Origin of the sequence: Cellvibrio japonicus Ueda107 (genome assembly GCF_000019225.1) — a bacterium.
GTDB classification, from domain to species: domain Bacteria; phylum Pseudomonadota; class Gammaproteobacteria; order Pseudomonadales; family Cellvibrionaceae; genus Cellvibrio; species Cellvibrio japonicus.
Map to the genome: position 1 here is coordinate 2,620,404 of NC_010995.1, position 22,959 is coordinate 2,643,362.

Genomic DNA, 22,959 nt, shown 5'->3' on the forward strand with positions numbered 1-22,959 from the left:
TTAAAAAGGAATCCCATCGTGTCTGTGAATCACTACGAACCAGCGCATGCGCGCGAACCCCAGCCGTCCGGCCCGGCGCCGAAAAAACGCGGTTTCATTCGCCGCTTGTTCAGTTTTATTGGCGCCAGCATTACCTGGCTGCGCAATACATTGCTGAACCTGTTTTTTATACTGATTGTTATTGCCATTATTGCCGCACTGGGTGCGGGAGCCCCCAAACCCCTGCCCACAGAATTTGCCCTGCGCCTGGCGCCTACCGGCATCCTGGTGGACCAACGCACCTACATAGATCCGACCAGCATGTTGCTATCGGATGAAAACCTGCAAGAACAGGAAACCCTGGTGCGCGATCTGATCGAAGCCATACAACAGGCCGCCACTGATAAACGTGTCAGCATGATTGTGATTGAACCGGGCAAGCTGCTCGGCGGCGGCATCAGTAAAATCAACGAAATTGGACAGGCGCTGGAAGCCTTTAAAGCCAGCGGCAAAAAAATCATTGCTGCCAGCCATTACTACTCACAGGATCAATATTACCTCGCCAGTTTTGCCGACGACATTTATCTACACGATATGGGCAGTGTTGAAGTCACCGGCTACGGTCGCTACATGGCCTATTACAAAACCGCACTGGACAAACTGGGGATCACCATTCACGCCTTCCGCTCCGGCAAATATAAAGATTTCCTGGAGCCCTTCCTGCGCGACAACATGTCCGACGAATCGCGCGAGCACAATAGCGCCTGGTTAAATGCACTTTGGCACAGTTACACCCAACAGGTGGAAAAAGCGCGCAACCTGGAGCCGGGCAGCCTGAATGATTTTATTAACAACATGGACACTTACCTGAAGCAGACCCGGGGCGACAGTGCCAAATTGGCGCTGGAAAAGGGCCTGGTTGATAAATTACTCAGCCGCCAGGATATGGAGCAATTGCTCGCCGACACAGTCGGTAAGAAAAACAGCAAAGGGCTTTATAAAAATGTAAGCGTAAAACGCTACCTGGCCGATGTGCGCAGCCAGGTTTCCCCGGAGCCAAACCTGGTGGGATTGATCACCGCTGTCGGTGGCATCCAGGATGGATCGCAGCGCCCCGGCAGCATAGGCAGTGAAAGTATGCTTAAACTGCTGCGCCAGGCGAAGGAAAATGACAATCTCAAAGCCCTGGTGATTCGGGTGGATTCGGGCGGAGGCAGCGCCTTCGCCTCAGAAATTATCCGCACAGAAATAAATGCGCTGCGCGACAAAGGCATTCCGGTATTTATCTCCATGGGCAGCGTTGCCGCGTCCGGTGGTTACTGGATTGCCACTGCCAGTGATGAAATCTGGGCACAGCCCACCACTATCACAGGATCCATTGGTGTGTTCGGTGCGTTTCCAACCCTTGAAAAAACACTCGGTAACATGGGCATCACCAGCGATGGCATTGCCACCACCGAACTGGCAGGCAGTATGAGCATCAGCCGCCCCCTGTCACCCAAGATGGGCGATATCGTCCAGCAAAGCGTGGACAATATATACCAGCGCTTTATCCATCTGGTTGCCGAAACCCGCCAGCAAACGCCGGAGCAAATCGATGCGGTTGCACAGGGTCACGTATGGACAGGAGCCAGGGCAAAAGAATTGGGGCTGGTTGATAACCTGGGTACCCTGGAGGACACCATTGCCGCTGTTGCAGAACGTGCTGGATTGGAGACCTACCGTGTCGAATTGGTTGAGCCACCCTTATCACCGCGCGAAGAATTACTGCGTTCCCTGGCAGAAAACAGCGCCTGGGGGTTCATACCCCATTCACTGTTGGAGTCATTGGCCTCCCTGCAACTCCTGAATAGCGTCAGCCCGATTATTAAACCGTTGCAGGAATTGCAACAGCTGAATGACCCGCAAGGTGTTTACGTAAAATGCCTGGAATGTGTGGCGCCCTAGCGCCACCCACTCCCCGCGTCCCTGCCATCACCCGGTATATCAAAACCGGGTGATAACCCCCACTTGCACAAAACGCGGCGTCCCCAGCGAAACCGGATAACTGGGTGAAGCCGCCGTCGCATTCACAACATAGTTTTCATCTGCCGCATTCTGCACCTCAATAAAATATTCAATACGCTCATCGCGGGTCAGATACGCCGCACGCGCATTGCCAATCCAATAGGCACCCTGTTCCTGCCACTCACGTTGGTAGACATTGCCATCCAATGCACGGGCCACTTCACCCTGGGCGGCACCCTGGCGCGCCGCATCATAGTATTGATGGCTGCGATATACCCAATCGGTTGACAATATGTAGGTACCGGCGCTGTCCGTGGGGATGCGGTATTGTGCATCCACCGAAAATTGGTGCTTGGGGGTACGGAAATAACGGTTACCACTGCGATCGACCGTTTGGGTAACACCACTCACAGACAACAACGGATAGAAATCCACATACCTGGCATCCACCAGGCTGTAAGCCGCACGCAATTGCAGGTTCGCAGTGGGGACCCAATGAGCCTCCAGTTCCAAGCCTTTTATTTCCCCCTGGGAAGCATTTTGCGAGAAAGAGCCGGAGGGTGGATTAATCAGGTTGAGCGGATTAGGTGCCTGCACATTAAGCTGGATATCCTTGTGGTCATAATAAAAAACGGCGGAATTGACATTGAGTGTGCCATCCAGCCAGGTGCTTTTCAGTCCCAACTCATAAGCATCCAGATATTCAGGCTCCACAACCGGGATATAAGGAACAACACCCGCAGCGATCTGCGCCGAATTCAAGGTAGGGATACTGGCGCCAAAGCCACCGGAACGATAACCGCGCGCGTAGCGGAAATAGGCCAGCGCATCGCGGTTGATTTGCCATTCCGGTGTAATATCACCCGTGACTTCATTCCAGCTATCCGCGGCACTGACTGCTTCATCGTAATTAAATGCCGTATTCAATGCAGCGGTATTCCACCAACTGGATACATTATTGAAGGTCGTTGCACCTGTCGGAGTACGCACTGTGTGAATGGTGATGTCCTTGTCTTCATCCGTCCAGCGCAAACCTGCATTCAGGCGGAAGCTATCGGTAAACTCATATTTAACACTGCCAAAAACGGCATAGCTCTCCGCGTCCTGCCCGCGCCATGTGCGCGAATAATTACTGCGGGTCGAAGGTGCAAAAGTAGCGCTGGCGGAATCCTGGACAAAAGAGTAGCGGAAAAAATGCAACCCACCGATCCAGGTCAATGGGCCATCCTGGGGCGAAACCAGGCGCACTTCCTGAGACGCTTGTCGGGAATAATCCTCACCACGGCCAGACGTTGTGTCACGTGTCCCGGTGTAAGTGGGCGGATGGCCGGAAAAGGATTTTGAGTGACCTTCACTCTCATCATAGGAACTAATGGATGTCAGCGTAGCACCACCCAATGCCCAATTCAGTTTTACCAACGCACCTTCGGTATTGGTAATATCTTCACTTTCACCAGCGTAATAATCATCACCTGCTTTTGGGTTGGTGCCATAGGCTGGCGTAAAACCAAAGCGGTCAGCACCGCCCGGCTCACTGTGCACCTGATAGGAATAACCACCGCCCGGTTCACGCTTGTGCAAATGCACTTTAACCAAGGCATTAAACGTATCTGTCACGTTAGTAAGCCACTGTACACGCAATGCATTCTCTTCAAAGCTTGGGCCATCATTACCGGTTGCCAGGTTCCTGGCATAGCCATCATAACTATTGTGATAAAACGCAATGCGTCCGGCAGTATGCTCATTGATAGCACCGCCCAAACCACCCTGGATGGCTTTAGCCCCCCAATCGCCCAAACTGGCACGCACATAGCCACTGGTGGCAAAATCCGGACGACGGGAAATGTAATTCACTGCACCGGCGGTAGTGTTCTTACCCCACAGGGTTCCCTGGGGACCACGCAATACTTCCACCCGCTCCAGGTCAAAGATGGGAAAAGACTGCAGGGAAGTCAGCGCCGTAAAAACTTCATCGTTATACACGCCCAACGGACTTTCTGTCGTCAGGTTTGGATCGTTGGAACCTATGCCGCGAATAAACCAGCGCGGACGCGAAAAACCGCTCTGCTGCCCGGATAAACCCGGCGCCAGGCGTTGCACATCATTGGAACTGGAGAGGCCTCGCTCAAGCACCTGGTCACCGCCGATGACCGCAATTGCCAAGGGTACCGATTGCACAGACTGCTCGCGTTTTTGTGCGGTAACAACAACGGCCTTGAGGCGTTTTGCATCCTGGCTTTGCGCTTCTTCGTTCGTTTTTTTACTCTCTTGCGCTTGGCTGCTGAGCGATATGGATGCAGTAGCCAACAGCGCGGCATACAGCACATTAGATTTAAATGGCATGCGACTTTCCCTCATTGTTCCAGGCTATGGTCATAGCAATTAATAATTACTTAACACAACAAATCGCCACCAAAGCAAATAACACGCCAATAAAAAAACGGAGGAAAATCAATGCGGATAATCAATTTACACAGATTGTATTGTTGTTGAATCAACGCGCGCTGTTTAAATATCAACAACATTTCCTGCCATCACCGATCGACAAACAGAAAAACTTTCCTTTACAACTGCTACGTCACTGCCTGTGTGAATAGAAATAACATTGGTATGAATTCTGCCTAATAGCCCCACAATAGAAATAAGTGTGCAAAAAGCAAAACCTCATCCAGGTTTCTATGCTCACAACCAGGAATCTAAATTCATGTGGCAATACTTAATCAAGCGCTTACTTGTCATGGTGCCCACGCTGTTGGGCATACTGACGCTCACCTTTATTGTGATGCAATTTATGCCCGGCGGCCCGGTAGAACATATGCTGGCGCAATTGGATAGCCATGGCGCCCGCTCCGGTGCCGACACCGGTGAAAGCGCCAGTGGAGGCTGGAACTACAGCGGCCGGCGCGGCATAGATGCACAACAGGTGGAGCAAATCAAAACCCTGTATGGTTTTGATCAGCCGCCGCTGGAACGCTATTGGCATATGTTAAAGAATTTCCTGCACTTTGAGCTGGGCGATAGCTATTACCACCACCAGAGTGTGGCGTCGCTTATCCAGGAAAAGCTGGCAGTCACCGTTTCCCTCGGCGTATGGACATTTTTCCTGACCTATCTGATCTCTGTACCCCTGGGTGTTGCCAAAGCCGTGCGCGCCGGCTCGCGCTTCGATTTTATTACCAGCCTGCTGGTATTAATCGGCTATGCCATGCCAGGATTTATTTTGGGTGTAATGCTCATTGTGTTGTTTGGCGGAGGTTCTTTCTGGGACATCTTTCCCCTGCGTGGTTTAACTTCCGATAACTGGCATGAGCTGGGCACCAGCGACAAGATCCTCGATTACCTCTGGCATGTCACGCTGCCGGTGACAGCGTCGGTAGTTAGCCTGTTCGCCATTAAAACCCTGCTGACCAAAAACATGTTCCTCGAAGAAATTCGCCGCCAATATGTGCTTACAGCACGCGCCAAGGGACTCTCGGAGCGACGCGTTCTCTGGAAACATATATTCCGCAATGCCCTGCTGCCGCTGGTGACCGGTTTTCCCGGCACCTTTATCGGTGCGTTTTTTACCGGCAGCCTATTAATTGAAACCCTGTTCTCGCTCGACGGTTTAGGGCTGCTGTCGTACGAGTCCATCAACAATCGCGATTATCCTGTCGTGCTGGGCACCCTCTACTTATTTACCCTGATAGGTTTGCTGATCAAATTATTGGGGGATATTGCCTATGTCCTGGTGGATCCACGCATCAAGTTCTCGGCACAGGAAGCATGACCATGAATGCCCCACTGTTATCCCCCACCGCTATCGAGCGGACCACCCTGTCTCCCACTCAAACCTCCACTGCAGATGTTGAGCCGATTACCCGAGCTGCACGATTATCACCGGGCCAACGTATTTGGCAGCGCATGGTTTTGCGCAGTTCGGCAATCCCAAATATCCATCCGGTTTTAGCCATTTCGAGTATGTAAATCCCGATGCTCCCAAAGGTGGTGTACTCAACCTGTCCAACACCGGTGCCAATAGCAGCTTCGATAAATTCAATCCCTTTAGCCTGAAAGGGCGGCCGGCACCCGGCCTGATGGAATTAATATTTGAAACACTCACTGTATACAGCCTGGACGAACGCAATACCCAATACGGCCTGCTGGCAGATGACATCGATGTTGCCGGGGATTTTACCTGGGTCATCTTTCGCCTTAATTCCCAGGCACGCTTTTCCAACGGCGACCCGGTAACGGCAGAGGATGTGAAATATTCCTATGATACGTTAAGCAGCCCTGCTGCCAGCCCCATCTTTGCCGCCTATTTTTCCGAGATTAAGCGTGTAGAAATTATCGACCCGTTGAAAGTGCGTTTTGTCTTTTCCCGCCCAGGTCGCGACCTGCCCTTTGTTGCAGGCAGCTTGCCGGTCTTTTCCCCCAAATGGGGTTTAACGGAAAACGGTGAGCGAGTTCCCTTTGCGCAATTGCGCAATGAACCTCCCATTGCCACCGGCCCCTATCGCATTGAACGCGCCATCGAATCGCGCGGTATCACCTATGCCCGCAACCCCGATTACTGGGGCAAGGATATTCCCGTCCGCCGCGGGACACTCAACTTCGACCAGGTGGTTTACAAACTCTACAAAGACCGCGATACCCAGGTATCTGCATTGCGTGCCGGGCAATACGATTTCTTTATGGAACACCAGATGCGCTACTGGTGTTGCCAATATATTGGGCACCGTTTCGATACAGGCGAATTAATCAAAGAGAAAGTACCCCACCAAAATCCACCGGCCATGGTCGGCCATGGTTTTAACCTGCGCCACGAGCGCTTCCAGAACCCCAAGGTACGTGAAGCACTGAATTACGCACTGGATTTTGAATGGGTAAACCAAAAAATTTTCGATAATCACTTTGGCCGGGTATACAGTTATTTTGCTACGACACCACTGGCGGCCAGCGGTCTGCCTAGCAAAGCGGAATTGGCAATACTGGCGCCCTGGCGCAACCAGCTGGACCCGGCTGTTTTTGGCCCGATGGTGGAACTGCCAAGCACCAAACCACCCTCCAGCCTGCGTAAAAACCTGTTGCATGCCCTTAAACTTTTTGGCGAAGCCGGCTGGTATTATCGCGACAATGCCCTGCGCAATGACCAAGGGGAACCCTTTGTCATTGAAGTCAGTGGTGCGCGCGGTGCCAATATGCTGATGGATCCCTATTACCTCAACCTGGGCAAGATCGGTATTGAAGTCAAGCGCCGCCAATCCGACCCGGCCACCGGGCGCAAGCTGATGCAGGAATTCAAATTCGACTTTGCGCCTATCGGTTTGCGCGAAGCGCGCATGCCCGGCGCGGAACTCTGGCGCAAATTCAACAGCGCCGATGCCGATGTGCAGGGCTCGGAAAACATCCTTGGCGTAAAATCGCCGGTGATCGATGCGCTGATTCTGAAATTGATGGATGCGCAGTCCTACGAGGAAATGGAAACCACTGCGCGGGCGCTGGATCGCGTATTGATGCACGGCCATTACATCCAGCCCTGGCGCTACCTCACCCACCACCACATCATCTACCACAAGCGCCTGCAACGGCCGGCTACCCTGCCGCTTTACTTCAACGCCAATGAATGGGTGATCAGCACCTGGTGGGATTCAACCCTGGAAACGCCATAGTACATAAGCCTGTTGATTCCATAGGGCAGCTTGTATATCCATATCCAACAATAGATTTTATGGCATGATCCAGCTACGCCCGCAGGCCTCGCTGGATCATCGGTTGGCAATAGCGTCAGAAGCTGTATTTCAGATTAAGGAAAACACTGCGTGACTCACCAAACCAGCCTTCGTTGCGAATGCTGGTGAAGTAGGTCTTATCAAACAGGTTATTGATATTGAGGGTCGCGCTCAGCTGCGAATTGAACTCATAGCGTGCCATGACATCCACCACCGTCACACTGCCCTGGGTAAAACCCGTCCAGTCGCTGATGGTCCCATCCAGCCAGCGCAGGTTGCCGCCAATACTCAAACCATCCAGCCATTCATGCGCGCGATACTGGGTAAAAAACTTGAAGGTTTTTTGCGCAACATGCGTCAGGCGCGGTTTTCCTTTGGCGTCGCGCGGATCGTTATCGCTGTACCCACCACCCACTTGCCAACTGCCGGAGAGCTGGCCTGAAATTTCCAGTTCGTAACCGGTGGTTTCCGTTCCATCGATACCTTGATACACGTAGCGGCCGGTCGGCCCGTAATTCACCGAACCACCGGGGCCTGGCACATACTCGGGCACATTGTCCTGTTGGGTTTTGTAGTAAGTCGCGAGGATATTGAGCTTGTCATCAAAAAATGCCAGTTTGGCACCACCCTCAAGGTTTGAACCTTCCGCAGGTTCAAGCAGGTCGCCATTGGCATCGTAAACAGTGGCGGGATTAAAAATATCGGTGTAGCTGGCATAGAGCGAAAGGTAGTCGGTGAAATCAAGCACTATGCCGGCATAGGGTGTCACCACCGAAGATTCCCTGCTGGTTGTGCCGCGCGTAACACCACCACCAGCGCTAGTAGAATCCGAGCGCGTTTCCCAGTTGCTGAGGCGGCTGCCCAAAATCACAGAGACGGAATCCGTCGGTTTCAAACGGGTGGCCATATAGGCGCCGCTCTGCTCTTCATAGGTCGCCCAGCCGCCTCCCGAGGGGCTGACATCCAGCTTTTTAAATTTACCCGTTTTGATGAGCGCATCCAGGTCATCAATCGGCTCCTCGCTGTAGTTGTAGTTCAAACCATCCTCTTCGAGCCGTAAATAGCTGCCCCCCAACACCAGGTCATGTTGGCGGCCGAATAAGTGGTAAGTTCCCACCGCATGTAAATTGACGGAGTCCTGCTCGGGTTTTCCTCCCCAGCGATTGGCCGCCACCACATCCTCTAAAAACCAGTCGCCATCCGCCAACGCGGTAGTTGGCATGACGCTGTCGTATTCGCGTTTGGATTTTTCCAGGTCGAGCTTCACGCGCCAGCCGTTATCAAAATAATGTTCCAGGGTTGAAAATACCGAGAGGTTTTCACGGGTGTGATAACCCCAGTCCGGGGTGAGGTTGGTACTGGCGGTAAAGTGGGTACGAGTGCCATCGGGGTAAAAAATCGGCGCGCCGAAACGGTCGCCACCGGTGGATTCGTGGTGCTGGTATTCAATACCGAAGGACAACAAGGTGGATTCTGCAATATTGGTTTCAATCACGCCGTAGAGAATGTCTTTCTGCAATGCCAGGCGATCCATTTCCAATTCATTGTCTTGCCATACAGCAACCAAGCGACCGCGCAGATTACCGCTCTCGGTTAAGGGGCCGCTCACATCCCCTTCAAGGCGCTGGTGATTCCATGAACCGTATTTGCCGGACACATAAGCCTGGAATTCGGTGGTTGGTAATTTGCGTACCAGGTTAACCGCCCCGGATGGCTGGCCGACACCGTTCAGCAAACCACTCGCGCCGCGCACCACTTCCACCCGGTCAAAAATCGCCATATCGGCAATATCATTCTGGAAACCAAAACGGGTCGAGCGGGCAACACCATCCACCTGATAGTTTTCCAAAGGAAAACCGCGTGAATAGATAATATTGTTATCCGATCCGGTCGGCCCGCTCTTGCTGAGTACCAGGCCCACGGTCTGGTCGAGGGCTTCGGATATTTCGTCCATACCCTGATCCTCAATCCGCTGGCGGGTAATCACCGTGACCGATTGCGGGGTTTCGCGGATTGACATATCCAGGCGTGTTGCCGTGTTGGTCAAACCGGTGGTGTAGGAGCCAGTGCCTTCGGTGGTACTTTCTACACGCACAGTTGGCAATATCACTTTGGGCGCTGCTTTTTCCAAGCGATAACTGCCGCTTGCTGCGTGATAGCGCGCTTCCAATCCTGTGCCGCGCAATAAAATGCCAAAGCCTTCATCCAGGCTGTAATTGCCTTTTAATCCAGCCGATTGTTGATTGGCAATTTCCTGTGGATCAAAGGTGAAGGATACGCCAGACGCAAGCGCGAAACGATTCAGGGTATCAGCCAGAGAACCGGCAGGAATATCGTAAACCCGTTGCTGGTGGGCTTCGCCCGCCGCCTGTCCTTGGGTAGTCGTCTGGGCAACCGCTGTCAGCACCGGCAAGCTGGATGCGCACAGCAGACTGGCCAAAAGCATGGATGGCACAGGATAGCGTGAAGCGGAAAGGCGCTGTTTCATAATCATGAGAGTCCTGTTTTTGGGGATGTGTGTGTTTTTGCATCCTCAAAGCCGGACAAACGAAAAAAAAGGGCAGATTTTTTTAAAAATTTTTATGGTGCCAACTCAATACGGATCCAGTAGGGAGTGGTGGCATTGATCCGGATGGGAAAGCGGCTGGCCAGAACTGCCAGGGTGCGGTCAGTATCCTTCACAGGGAATACGCCCGATACCCGGATCGCCGACGCCTCGGGCGATATACGCAAAATCCCGGGGCGATAGCGCGCCAGTTCGGTAATCACCTCACCCAGCGGTTGGTCATTGACCGCCAACTGGCCATGAACCCAGGCATCGGCATTGGCAGAAACGGGTTGCGGCTGCTCTACGCGCTCACGACTGAAGCGAACCTGTTGGCCCGCCTCAAGACGCACGGGAGCCGATCGGTTTTGCAGACGGATTTCCACCGCATGTTCCAGCACAGTCACCAGCGTGTAATCCTGCTGATCACGCACCACAAAACGTGTCCCTAAGGCGCGGATACGCCCCTGTGCCGTCTGGATTTCAAACGGACGGGACGCTTTACGCGAGCGGGACTCGTCAAACGAGCCGGATTGGTCCGCAGCGGTCTGGATAAGCACCTCACCGTGCAACAAGTGCAGCAGGCGCGTGTGATTGCTAAAACGTAAATCGATTTGCGTATCGGTATTGAGCAGCAATTGGCTGCCATCGTCCAGGGTAAATTGGCGCTGCTCACCGGTGCGGGTTTTAAAATCCGCCATGTACGTCCGCCAAGGCTGCTCGCGCCACATAAGCGCTCCACTGCCTAACCCCAATGCTAACCAGGCCCCCCCTTTCAGCAAACCGCGGCGGTTGGTGTTGCCACCGGTCAGCGTTGGAATAGCAATATTGCCCGGAACGCCTGCAAGGGCGTTGCGTACTGAATCCAACCGGCTCCAGGCGTCGGCGTGTTGCGGATGCAACGCCAACCAGTGTTCACATGCCGAACGCTCGGCAGCTGTCGCCTCACCGGAATTCATCAGCACATACCACGCAATCGCCTGGCGGCGAATATCGGGATCAATCACTTTTGCAGACGCGATAGGGTTCTCCATCGCCCCCTACCCCGCAACCATATCAAAACAATGCCCAAACGCAGTCGCCATGTCGCTTTTAACGGTGCGCAAGCTCACATCCAACCGGGCGGCGATATCGGCATAGGTCATGCCATCCAACTGGGACATTAAAAACACCTTGCGCACCCGTGGCTTGAGTCCATCCAGCAAGGCGTCGATCCGGATCAATACGTCCAGGATCTCCGCCTGCTCTTCCGGTGAAGGCCATTCGTCTTGCGCAAGCCCCGCCAGCGCCTCCAGATAGGCCCGCTCCACCGTCCGGCGCCGGAAAAAATCGATTAATAACGCACCGGCGATAGTCGAGAGATAGGATCTGGGTTCACGGATAGGAGCCGCCGCCAGCTGATGGGATTTGAGGATACGGACAAAGGTGTCATGGGCCAGGTCCTCCACCTGCACAGGACAATCCAAACGCCGCCGCAACCAGCGCTTGAGCCAGTGATGGTGATCGCTATACAGCGACTCGGTGAAGGAATGGGAAGATTGGCTGGGCATGGCGGACACAGGGTGATCTGTTTAACGATGCGCCATGCTGTCACAAATGAGACTTGTTCGCAATAATATCCATTTCGCAAAGCGCCAGTGCCAATCCCGTCGCCCCCTCCCTGGGACACTATGTACCTTAGAACTCTGTCCTCATAGAGAACGCAATATTGCGCGGTATACCGAGTTGCCAGTAAGAGGACCAGTAATCTTCATTGGTCAGGTTAGTGATATTCAGGGTAAATGAGGTCGGAAAGCGGGATAGTTGAGTTTGGTATCTGGCTCCGACATCAAACAGGGTGTAGGCATCAATCTCTTGCGTGTTCATGCTGTCCTTGTATTTCTTACCGGTGTAATACATACCGCCGGTAAGTGTTAGGCCGGGTATTTGTGCAACCGAATATTCGCTGTAGAGTTTCGCCATTGTCGATGCGGCGCCAATAGGTTTCTTCCCTTCCAGATTGGCATTGGTGGATTTTTCCACACTAAGGTCCATCAGCGTCCCACCCGCAATAATGGTGAGGTTATCCGTTACTTTGCCCGTGAGGGTTAATTCAATTCCCCGGTGTACTTGTTCGCCATCCTGGTTGCGCGTAATTTTCCCATCGGCTGTGCGCTCATCGAATGAATTGGCTTTGGCAATATTGAACACTGCTGAACTCAGTAGGATATGTTCGTTAATCGAATATTTTGCACCCAGCTCATATTGGGTACTGATGAATGGATCGAGGATTTCACCCGGGTTGTTGTAGATCGCCGGGTCATCAGGTACTACACTGCCAGGCTCCAGGCCTTCGATTGCACTTACATACAATGACAAATTTTGAATCGGTTTATAAATCACAGATGCTGTCGGCGTTAATGCGGAATTATCATAGGCAGAAGTGGTTAATCCAGCGGCGCTGAAATTTTTGGTTTTGATGGTTGTATAATTAAGCCCGACAATAGAACTCCACTGTTCATTAAAGGTAATGCTATCACCAAGCATGATATTGGTATTTTGCGTGTCGTTGGATTTATAGCGTGGACCGTAATCGGTTGAGCGCAAACCGGCAGGCATTTCCAAATCCATAAATTGCTCAAGGGTCAGGTTGGTGGGTACAACAAAGCTACTGTCGTAAACATAACTGGTGACATGGGTATTTTGTGTTGATGTATCACCCGATATGCCGAATGTGAGGTTATGTTGTACCGGTCCTGTGTTAAACAGGCTGTCCATGTAGGCATAGGCACCTTCGGATACCACAGTATAAGGTGCTGCTTTACCGGGGTTATAGAGGGTCCAGCCGGTCTCACTATAAATAGGGTAAATGATGATATGGTGCCGCTCATCTTCCTTGTACAAATAGGCTGAGCGGAAGCTGAGGCTGTCATTAATAGCAAAACTTGCCTTGATACTCGCGCGATCTGTCCTGGTATCGTTGTAGTTCCAATCGGGTGTGTAGGTTTCGCTGACATCAAACGCATCTGGCCAATAACTGATACCGGCTGAATAAAAGCGTGTATCCGGTTTATCAACATGCAAGGTGGTGTGCGCCGCTTCAAATTGCAGTAAAAAATCTTTGGTAAGATTCCAATCCAGTGCACCGCTCAGTAATTTTCGCTCAATGCTTTGTCCCTCTTTAGCCGTATCTCCATCGCTATATAAAGCGTTAACGCGATAAGCAAAGGTTCCGTCTTCATTCATCCTGTCGGACAGATCGGCGTGGACATAACCTTGCTGATTGCCGTAACTGCCAATGGTCAAGTTGGTGAGGCGATCATAGGTTGGTCGTTTCAACACATAATTGACTGTGCCGCCCACATTGCCTGCACCATACATAAAGCCGGTTAGGCCATTGATCACTTCAACCCTTTCCAATTCCTCGGTGCTCAAGCCGTAGGTGTAGCTGGACAATTTGACACCATCAACAACACCGGTACTTTGCGCAAAGCCGCGTACAGCCAGTGTTGGGTAACCAAATACAGTGAAAGGGGCATTGTTCTGCACAACAGGTGTCATTTTAAATAGCTGGTCAAAGCTGCCTGATGCCGTATTTTCAATGAGTTCTTCGGATACCACACTGATGGAAAAGGGGGTGTCCTGCAGGCTACGTGCTGCCAAAGGGCCTATCCCCTGGGTATTGGTTGCTCTATAGCCTTCAGCACTGGTGCCGGTATGGATGGCACCGGCGCTGACTTTAACAGTCTTTAGTTGCCCTACGGATTTTCGCTTTACTAACGTAATAACCTGATCCTCACTCAGGTGATAATCCAGTTCAGTGCCTGCAAGAATTTTTTCCAAGGCTGCTTTTCGTGTGTAAGTTCCACTTAATCCCTGACTCGTTTTTCCCGCAGAGAGTGTTCCATCAATCGCTAACATAACCCCGGCAGATGCCGCAAAGCCGTTAAGTACCTGATCCAGAGTGCCAGCGGGAATATTAAAGGTAATTAGGGTTTCCACCTGCGCCGCAGCGGGTGTTTGTGCGAATGCCGGAGCTGAAACGGCACCCCCTAGACAAGCCAGGAAAACAGCTTGTGGCAACAGGGCGCGACACAATAAGTGGTTAAAATAACGGGGGCGTTGGTCTGGCATGGTGCTTCCTCGAAAATGGCATTTGGATTCCGCCATAGGGCGTTAACGCATATCCCGAACGAGAAAGAAAAAGTGCTACGGATGACGTAAAAAATGCAGTGTGGCCTTCAACGCAGGCTAAGTGTGGTCCAATAGCCCAGCCGCGTATCAACCCTGACCGGCAATACCTGTTCCAGGGTACGCAAAATGCTATGGGTATCTTTTAACAAGTAAACACCGGAAACGATTAAATCGGCTGCCGCCGGATCACAACGCAAAATCCCGGTATGGTAGCGACTGAGGTTGGCAATAAAGTCGCCCAACCTTTGCTGCTCAGCAATCAACAAGCCGCGCGTCCAGGCGCTATCCGTGGCTACCGCCGTTTGGATGCTGCTTACCTGCTGTCGGCTGAATTGTGCAGCCTGGCCCGCCTCCAAACGTATCCCCTGCCCTTGTTTGGGCAGCAGCTCCACTGCCCCCTCAGCCACATCCACCTTCACGTCTTTACCACACTGGCGCAAGGTGAATTGCGTACCTATCGGGCGCACGACACCCGCAGCGGTTTCTACCCATAAGGGTCTGGCGATGCCTGCACCTGTATCAGCACCTGTCACTATCTGGACTTCACCGCGATACAAAATCAAACGCCGGCTGTCCGCACTAAACACAACATCCATCGCACTGGCGGTATTGAGCATGAGCTGGGTGCCATCGGGCAGTATCAGCTCGCGGCGCTGCCCACGCCCGGTGCGATAATCCGCACTCGCCATTTGCCATTGAGGGGATTGGCTGACGCCAAATCCTAAAGCGCCAAGGCTGCCTATGATTCCCAAGCCTACAAGCAACTGACGACGGCGGTGATCGACAACAGCGGTTTGACGCAACACACGACTGGCCAGCTGGTCGGGAACCTGCCCCAGTTGTTGGTTAACCTGTTGCACCTTGTGCCAGGCCAACTGGTGCTGCTGGCTAACCTGCAACCAGCACTCAAAGGCGCGCATGTCCTGCGGACTGACCTCACCCGACCAGAGTGTCACCTGCCATTCCATCGCCCTGTGAAGAATGTCCTGTGACAGGTCCGCGGTGTTAGCCGACTCGATCATGTCAGGCGCACTCACTATCGGTCACGGCAGACATGCAAGACTGGATCGCCATCAGCATGTATTTACGCACCGTCGCCACCGCAATATCCAAACGCAGGGCAATTTCACGGTAAGTCAGCCCCTCGAAGCGCGAAAGCAGGAAGGTCTCCCGTACCACCGGCTTAAGCCTGGCAAGTGCGCTATCAATACGCACCAGTACCTCAACAACCAAAGCCGTTTCCTCCGGTGAAGGTGCCAGGGTTTCCGGTTGGCTCGCCAACGCATCCAGATAAGCCTGTTCGATTAAGCGCCGACGATGACGATCAATCACCAACCCCTTGGCAATTTGCAGCAGGTACGGACGCGCCTGATCCTGGCTGGGAAAGCGGCCGGAATTGAGCAGCCGGACGTAGGTATCCTGCGCCAAGTCAGCGGCATTGTGTGAACAGCCCATACGCCTTCGCAACCAAGCATATAGCCAGCCGTGGTGGTCGCTGTAAAGTCGGGTAAGACCGGTGTCGGGATGCGTAGGCATAGGGTCGTCGCTGGGGGAAATTTGCGCGACATTTTCTTACAAATAAGACTCATTATCAATAATGAATGGCACGATGACTGTCTAATATCCTATAAGTGATTCCAAGTGCCAGAGTTGTATCACTGCGCTGGTGGTTATACACCCAGCACGCACACCCATCCCTGGGACAAGAGGTAAAGCTCCACCAGGTGATTCACTAAAACTCAACAGTTGCAGAGACCATCAATGTGCGAGGGTCGCCTATGCGGGTGCCGTTGAAGCCATTCCAGTAGTGCTCATTGGTCAGGTTGTGCAGATCAGCGCGGAAGGTTACCAGCTTTTTCGCCACATCCATTTGGTAACGGGCGCCGATATCGAACAAGGTATAACCGGGAACCTTGTCGGTATTCATGGTATTGCCGTAGCTGGAACCGTTGTAGCTCGCCGAAGCCGACAGGTTGAGGTTAGGCACAAAAGGAGCAGCATATTCAAACCTCACTTTCATAATCCGCTCGGCAACATCGACTGGTGTTTTGCCTTCCAACGCCGGGTTCTCATTTTGCTCCTCCACTTGTGCATCAAGCCAGGTAAAGCCACCAATAATGTTGAGGTTATCAGTCAGGTTTCCAATAGCTGTGAGTTCAATACCTTGATGCACTTGTTGCCCGTCCTGTACAAACCTGACGTTGGCTGGATCAATCATCACGTAATACTGCAACCCCTTTTCGATACGAAACACCGCAGCATCCAGCGCCAATTGGCTCACTTTGGCTTTTACACCTACCTCAACTTGTTTGCTGGTCAATGGATCAAAAACACCGGGATAATTCACCACAGTGACACTCTGGTTATTGTTGTAATACTGTGGAACCACTACGCCGGCCTCCAATGCTTCGATGTAACTTATATAAGTTGTGAGTGTTTCCACCGGCTTGAACAGAATTGACACCGAAGGCGTGAGTGCAGACTCATCATATCCCGTCCCGGTTTTTTGGGTGATGCTGGTATAGGCAGCCCCCAACAGCGCCGACCATTGCTCGTTAAAAGTGATGTCATCGCCAATCACCAAGTTGCGATATTCAGTATTGCTGCTCAGGATAAGTACACCGCGGTTGACCGGCGCCACATTAGTCGGGTGGGGGATGTAAGTCGGTGATGACATAGACAACCCAGAAAGGTTGATAGGGGCAGCATTGGTAGCAACGCCATTCTGATTCTGATACCGATACTGAAAGCTGTCGTTGTACTGGTATCCCGCCGTGAGTTTGTGTTCTACCGCACCGGTTTCAAACAACACGTCGAGATAGGCCGCCGCGCCTGAATCCTTCTGCTCACTGAGCAGCGTGTCCAAGCCCGGTGCATAGACCCCGGAAATCTGCTGGTTATAAGTGCCGGCGGAGGTGATGGTGTTGCTTGTACTTTCCGACCCGCGCGTGCCCCGGTTATCGATGTAGGCTGCACGCAATGCCACACGCTCACTGATTTGCCATTTCACATTGGAACCATAGCGATTGTAGTCGTACCAGCGGTTGGTCCAGGGTTGTCCCCAGGAGATGTCATTATCGATGCTATCAGCTGAAGGTCTTTTAACACCGCTGGCAAAATACCAGTAGGTTTGCGAGCCGTTCACATCGTAGGTGTAATCCATACCATGGATTTGCACCCAGAAGTCGTCAAACAAATAACCGTCGAACGCCAGGCTGTAGAAGGTTTTCTCAATTTCCTGGTTCTTGATGGCGCCATCGCCGCCCTGCTCTACCAGATTGACCCTATAGCCATACTTACCTTCGCTATCGAACTTGCCGCCAAAATCGCCGTGGGTGTACCAACTATCCCCACCCAAGCTGCTCAGTGTGAGCTGATTTACCCGCTCATCAGTCGAACGCTTGGTCACGTAGTTGGTAACACCTCCAACATTGTTTGCACCGTACAAAAAGCCTGATAGCCCGTTCAGGACTTCAATACGGGCAGTGTCTTCCATGGTTGCACTGTGGTTGTATTGATCATCCGGCACACCATCGCGATACGAGCGTTGTACCGAAAAGCCGCGCATCATGATGCGCGGCTGGTTGTTCTCATGTTGTGCCCGCACCAGCTGTGTCGTCGGATTGACGCGGTAAACCTGGTCTGGCGTAGTAGCTTGCAGGTTCTCAATCAGCTCTTCTGAATAGACATTGAGCGAGTAAGGTGTGTCTTGCAGGCTACGCCCCTGCCAGGCACCCACGCCGGAAACCGTTTCGGTACGATAGCCATTGTCTACCCCACCGTCCGTCGCCGTCGCGTTTACCTTTACTGTTTTCAAGCGCGCTGCCGCTTCCGGCTTTTTCCCGGCGGCTTGTGAATCTTCCGTCACAGTATCAGCCAGACTCAACGGACTGGCTGATACACCGGCCAGCAGCAGGCTGAAGCTGGTGTTGCGTAGTACGCGCATGGGTAGATGGAATTGTTGCAATCTACCGTGAGATTGTTGTCGCATGAAGATTTCCCCAAGTGAGTGATGTAATAGATAGAAGCTCGACCTACATCCACTCCTGCGATGGTGTTTCCAACTATAGGTTTGGATCAGGAAATACAGGAGAGGCTAGCCGCGAACAGGGCTAAAAGGCGCATTATCCTACAACTAATGATAATAATTTTCATTAACACTTGGTAAATATTTCATTTATCTTTATAGTCATAGCTTCAATGCCCTAACCAGATCCTGGAGCCGTTATTCCATGCAACCCCAGACAAACCCTGTGTCCCATGCAGAACTTGTACATATCCGCCGCAAAATCCGCTGGGGCGAGGAACCGGATAACTCCTTGTTGATCTCCCGTTGGCTGGCACAGGAAAATCAGGATCTGGAATCCACACGCGAGGAACTGCGCCAGCGCTACAAAACCCAATTTACGCTGTTGATGGAAACCATCGTTGATGAACTGGTTCCCGCCCACTGGCGCTGCCTGTGTCTCGACAATATCCACAGGCCATTGCAGTCCCTCAAGCAAATTTCGGATAGTTCACAAAGTGAAGGCCAGATTCGGCAACTGACGCGCGAACTGGCTATACAGAGCTATTACGTGCGCCACAGTTTGCGCTTTTAATCCCATTTAGCGATCTATCCACCTATCCTATACACACACCAATCTGAGGCCGGTTTGACGGTCATTAAGGTCAGCATTATGAAAACACGAAGTGAGCGCGATACATTTGGTCCTATTGATGTTCCCGCCGAACGCTTGTGGGGAGCGCAAACACAGCGCTCGCTGCAAAACTTTGATATTTCCGGCGAGCGTCAGCCACTGGAAATTATCCGCGCCCTGGCGCAAGTAAAACGCGCCTCAGCCAAGGTGAATTGCGCACTGGGTTTACAGGACAGTAAGAAAACGGACGCGATCATCGCTGCTGCCGATGAAGTTATTGCCGGCAAACATCCCGATGAATTTCCCCTGGTGGTGTGGCAAACCGGTTCAGGCACCCAAACCAATATGAATTTAAATGAAGTGATTGCCAATCGCGCGAGCGAACTTTTGGGCGGCCCGCGCGGCGATGAACGCCTGGTGCATCCGAATGATGATGTGAATCGCAGCCAATCCAGCAACGATGTGTTCCCCACGGCAATGCATGTCGCCGCCGTTGAGGCACTTACCAATCACCTATTGCCCGCCATTGCAACATTGCGAACAACACTGGAAAGCAAAGCGCGCGAGTTTGATGACATCGTCAAGATTGGCCGTACCCATTTGCAAGATGCCACACCGCTCACCTTGGGCCAGGAAATTTCCGGTTGGGTCGCACAGCTGCATCACGGCGAAAAACATGTGCGCGATGCCCTGCCACACCTGTGTGAACTGGCATTGGGCGGCACTGCCGTGGGAACCGGTTTGAACGCGCCCAAAGGCTATGCGGAACAAGTGGCCGCCGAACTGGCGCAGCTCACCCAATTGCCGTTCATCACAGCCCCCAGTAAATTTGAGGCGCTCGCCTCGTGCGATGCGTTAGTACATGCCCATGGCGCCCTGAAAACTCTCGCGGCCAGCCTGATGAAAATTGCCAACGATGTGCGCTGGCTGGCCAGTGGCCCCCGCAGCGGCATCGGCGAAATCAGTATTCCGGAAAATGAGCCGGGTTCATCGATCATGCCCGGCAAAGTAAATCCCACCCAAAGCGAAGCATTGACCATGTTAGCCGCACAGGTAATGGGCAACGATGTCGCCATCAACATTGGTGGTGCCTCGGGCAATTTTGAACTCAACGTATTCCGCCCGATGGTCGCACATAACTTTTTACAAAGCGTGCGCCTGTTGGCCGATGGCATGGCGAGTTTCAACAATCATTGTGCGGTAGGCATAGAACCGAACCGCACCCGTATTAACGAGCTGGTGGAGCGATCGCTGATGTTAGTGACAGCGTTGAACACCCATATCGGTTACGACAAGGCCGCACAGATTGCCAAAAAGGCACACAAAGAAGGCACCAGCCTGCGTGAATCTGCCCTGTCACTGGGCTACGTCACCGCCGCGCAATTTGATGAGTGGGTAGTACCATCAAAAATGGTGGGGCGTTGATCAAGGTACGCACTGTACAGTGCTAGAGTGGTATCAGGTGTCTTTCTAGCGAAAGGCGCCTGAATTAACTGTGCTGAACAAAGGAAAATGTGAAAAAACTCCTATAAAAAATCCCTAAGGCATACACCAAAGGGATTTTTTGGCAAGAAACCATTTAATAAAAATAATACTAGAACCTGTACTTCCCACTCACCGTCACACTGCGCGGTTCACCAAAGTCGGCGTAACCCCACATGGAGCGGTTGTAGAATTCGTCGAACAGATTGTCGATATTGAGTGAAACAGAAAAGGCTTCATTCAGGTTATAACGGGCCATAACATCCACCAACCAATAAGCCGGTTGATCCTGGCGCACATTGATTCGTTCGCCTGTTGCGCTGACGTCGGCAGCAATAGAAGATTCGTAGTAGGAATCACTTTGCCAGCGGGCGCTGCCACCTAATGTCAATCCCTCCCAGGCACCAACAAAGCGGTAGGTGTTGGTGATTTTAAACATTTTGCCCGGAATATAGGTATCGCGCACATTGCCGTCTTTATCTTCAGCTTTGTTGTAGGTAAAACCACCACTGATATTCCACTGCTCACTCAATGAACCGGCGATTTCAATTTCATAGCCATCGGTTTTAATGCCATCAATACTCTCGTAAATCCAGTTGCCATTCGGTAGTTGGCCCAAATCAGCCCACTGCGCGACATTGTCCTTATTTGCGCGATAAACAGCGGCGGAAATATTCAGGTCGTTATCGAAAAACGCCATCTTGATACCGGCTTCCGTATTGGTACCTTCTGTGGGTTCCAAAATATTGCCATCGGCACCGTATTGGCTTACCGGTTTGAAAATACCGGTGTAACTGGTGTAGAGCGAGAGGAATTCATTAACGTCGTACACAATGCCGGCATAAGGCGTCACCACATTGTCTTTGGATACATAGACCGCATCACCGCCATTGAGCAGATCAACACTTTTGTAACTCCAATCGCTGACACGACCGCCCAACATGAGTTTCAGTGGATCGGCAATACTAAAGCGCACTGTACCAAATACACCGGACTGGGTACCGGTTTCCCGGGTGAAGGAGCTGTTGAAAGCATTACTGTAATCCGGCGCTGCGGGTGTGGTATTCGTGTAAAAATTTAATGGGTCAACAGCGGCGTAATCGAATCCTAAATCAAATTCGTTACGGCTATAACTGTAACCAAAAACCAGGTCGTGGTTGCGCTCCAGGAACGAGAAATCGCCATTCACCATCAGGTTAACACTATCGGTATCCGATTCACGATCGGAGTACAGCGAATTGGGCGTGTTCCAACCACCCACATAGCTACCGGTTTCCTTATCAATATAATTGCCAAAGCTGGCATTACTCACATCCTGTGTCGCGTTTGAATAGCGGTAGGCGCTACGCACTATCCAGCCATTGCCGAAATCGTGTTTGACCTCGGGAGCAATACTCCACTGTTTAATGTTGCGATAAGCCCATTTTTGCCCGGTAGAAAAAGAGACATCGTGATCAATCAATGAACCATCGGTATAAAACGCCGGGTTGGAACTCCAGTTGTATACACCGCTGGCATTCACTTCGGTGTTATCAATCACCAGCGATAACAGGGTTTGTTCACTGACATCGGCTTCGAGGATACCGTAGAGCACCTTTTTTTCACGGGAGTAGCGATCAATGTAGGAGTCGCCATCGGAATAGGCACCTAAAAAACGGCCGCGGACACTGCCGCTGTCATTCAATGCACCAGACACATCGCCTTCCATGCGCCAGTTATTCCAGGAGCCGGCAGCCGCCTGAAGCGATGCCTGGAAATCGCGTGTGGGGCGTTTGCGAATCATATTCACCGTTGCCGAAGGCTCACCCTGCCCGCCCAGGATACCTGCCGCGCCTTTTAACACTTCGATACGCTCGGCCAGCATGGGGTCGATACTTTGGCTCACATCACCGGAATAGGTAGCGTTGGCCGGTGTCGTAATTAACCCATCCACCTGGACACCGGTATCCAATTGGAAACCGCGCACATACATCAAACTGTACTCAGAGGCATCACCCACCTTGCTGATGCCGGGAACATGGTCAAGTACCTGCTCCATATCCACCAGCCCTTTGTCTTCAATCATTTGGCTGGTCATGATGGTGACAGTTTGCGGGGTTTCACGCAGGGTCATATCCAGGCCGGTAGCGCCATTCATGGAGCGGGTGGTATAGCTGCCCGTTACCAAAACCTCCTCTGTCTGTTGCGATGTTTTTGCCACCGCCGCTTTTGGCTGGGCGGCTTTGACCACAGCAGGCGGCACACTATCGGCGGCCAGGCCACTGCCAGAAAAGCCCAAACCACAGAGAATACTGGCAATCGCCAGGGGTAATTTTTGCTGGTACATAATGAAAAAGCGCTCGAACGCGAGGAGACTAGAAAGGAAACACGCGGGCACTCACCACTACACCCCGTGTCGTTCGGCGCCTATTTTTACATT

The 22,959-nt window shown here is 52.2% G+C and carries 14 protein-coding genes; 5 read left to right on the forward strand and 9 right to left on the reverse strand.

Annotated elements, in window-relative coordinates; translation table 11 throughout:
* Window positions 1-18 precede the first annotated feature (18 nt).
* On the forward strand, window positions 19-1,926 hold the full coding sequence (gene sppA / locus CJA_RS11060; RefSeq protein WP_012487886.1) for a signal peptide peptidase SppA: 1,908 nt from the start codon (window positions 19-21) through the stop codon (window positions 1,924-1,926).
* 39 nt (window positions 1,927-1,965) lie between these two features.
* On the opposite strand, the gene CJA_RS11065 is transcribed toward sppA, so the two are convergent.
* Window positions 1,966-4,329 carry a TonB-dependent receptor gene (locus CJA_RS11065; RefSeq protein ID WP_012487887.1) on the reverse strand — a complete coding sequence of 788 codons (2,364 nt, stop codon included), beginning with the start codon at window positions 4,327-4,329 and terminating at the stop codon, window positions 1,966-1,968.
* Window positions 4,330-4,690: 361 nt separating this feature from the next.
* Between CJA_RS11065 and CJA_RS11070 the strand changes: the two genes are divergently transcribed.
* Together CJA_RS11070 and CJA_RS11075 are read left to right on the forward strand one after the other, a co-directional pair.
* A complete protein-coding gene (locus tag CJA_RS11070) occupies window positions 4,691-5,755 on the forward strand; it encodes a microcin C ABC transporter permease YejB (RefSeq protein WP_012487890.1) in 1,065 nt (354 codons plus the stop codon).
* A 124-nt stretch (window positions 5,756-5,879) separates the two neighbouring features.
* Complete coding sequence (locus CJA_RS11075) at window positions 5,880-7,640, forward strand: extracellular solute-binding protein (protein WP_012487891.1); 1,761 nt, start codon at window positions 5,880-5,882, stop codon at window positions 7,638-7,640.
* 115 nt (window positions 7,641-7,755) lie between these two features.
* Here the strand turns inward: CJA_RS11075 and CJA_RS11080 are convergent, their stop codons facing one another.
* From CJA_RS11080 to CJA_RS11110, 7 genes are all read right to left on the reverse strand, one after another.
* A complete protein-coding gene (locus tag CJA_RS11080; RefSeq protein WP_049765445.1) occupies window positions 7,756-10,194 on the reverse strand; it encodes a TonB-dependent siderophore receptor in 2,439 nt (812 codons plus the stop codon).
* An 86-nt stretch (window positions 10,195-10,280) separates the two neighbouring features.
* Window positions 10,281-11,279 carry a FecR domain-containing protein gene (locus tag CJA_RS11085; protein ID WP_012487893.1) on the reverse strand — a complete coding sequence of 333 codons (999 nt, stop codon included), beginning with the start codon at window positions 11,277-11,279 and terminating at the stop codon, window positions 10,281-10,283.
* 6 nt (window positions 11,280-11,285) lie between these two features.
* Complete coding sequence (locus CJA_RS11090; RefSeq protein WP_041551460.1) at window positions 11,286-11,795, reverse strand: sigma-70 family RNA polymerase sigma factor; 510 nt, start codon at window positions 11,793-11,795, stop codon at window positions 11,286-11,288.
* Window positions 11,796-11,922: 127 nt separating this feature from the next.
* The gene (locus tag CJA_RS11095) at window positions 11,923-14,358 is read right to left on the reverse strand and encodes a TonB-dependent siderophore receptor (protein ID WP_012487895.1); all 2,436 of its coding nucleotides are present in this window, start codon (window positions 14,356-14,358) and stop codon (window positions 11,923-11,925) included.
* 107 nt (window positions 14,359-14,465) lie between these two features.
* Window positions 14,466-15,440, reverse strand: a complete 975-nt coding sequence (locus CJA_RS11100; RefSeq protein ID WP_041551461.1) for a FecR domain-containing protein — start codon at window positions 15,438-15,440, stop codon at window positions 14,466-14,468.
* 1 nt (window position 15,441) lies between these two features.
* Window positions 15,442-15,954 carry a sigma-70 family RNA polymerase sigma factor gene (locus CJA_RS11105; RefSeq protein WP_012487897.1) on the reverse strand — a complete coding sequence of 171 codons (513 nt, stop codon included), beginning with the start codon at window positions 15,952-15,954 and terminating at the stop codon, window positions 15,442-15,444.
* A 196-nt stretch (window positions 15,955-16,150) separates the two neighbouring features.
* Window positions 16,151-18,409 carry a TonB-dependent siderophore receptor gene (locus CJA_RS11110; protein WP_012487898.1) on the reverse strand — a complete coding sequence of 753 codons (2,259 nt, stop codon included), beginning with the start codon at window positions 18,407-18,409 and terminating at the stop codon, window positions 16,151-16,153.
* 241 nt (window positions 18,410-18,650) lie between these two features.
* On the opposite strand from CJA_RS11110, the gene CJA_RS11115 reads away from it, so the two are divergent.
* Both CJA_RS11115 and fumC read left to right on the forward strand, forming a co-directional pair.
* Window positions 18,651-19,019, forward strand: a complete 369-nt coding sequence (locus CJA_RS11115) for a hypothetical protein (protein ID WP_012487899.1) — start codon at window positions 18,651-18,653, stop codon at window positions 19,017-19,019.
* Between the two features lie 78 nt (window positions 19,020-19,097).
* Window positions 19,098-20,483 (forward strand): class II fumarate hydratase, encoded by a 1,386-nt coding sequence (fumC, locus tag CJA_RS11120; RefSeq protein WP_041551462.1) that lies wholly within the window; start codon window positions 19,098-19,100, stop codon window positions 20,481-20,483.
* A gap of 169 nt (window positions 20,484-20,652) precedes the next feature.
* On the opposite strand, the gene CJA_RS11125 is transcribed toward fumC, so the two are convergent.
* Entirely contained in the window at window positions 20,653-22,866 is a 2,214-nt protein-coding gene (locus CJA_RS11125; protein WP_049765448.1) for a TonB-dependent siderophore receptor, read from the reverse strand.
* Window positions 22,867-22,959: the final 93 nt, after the last annotated feature.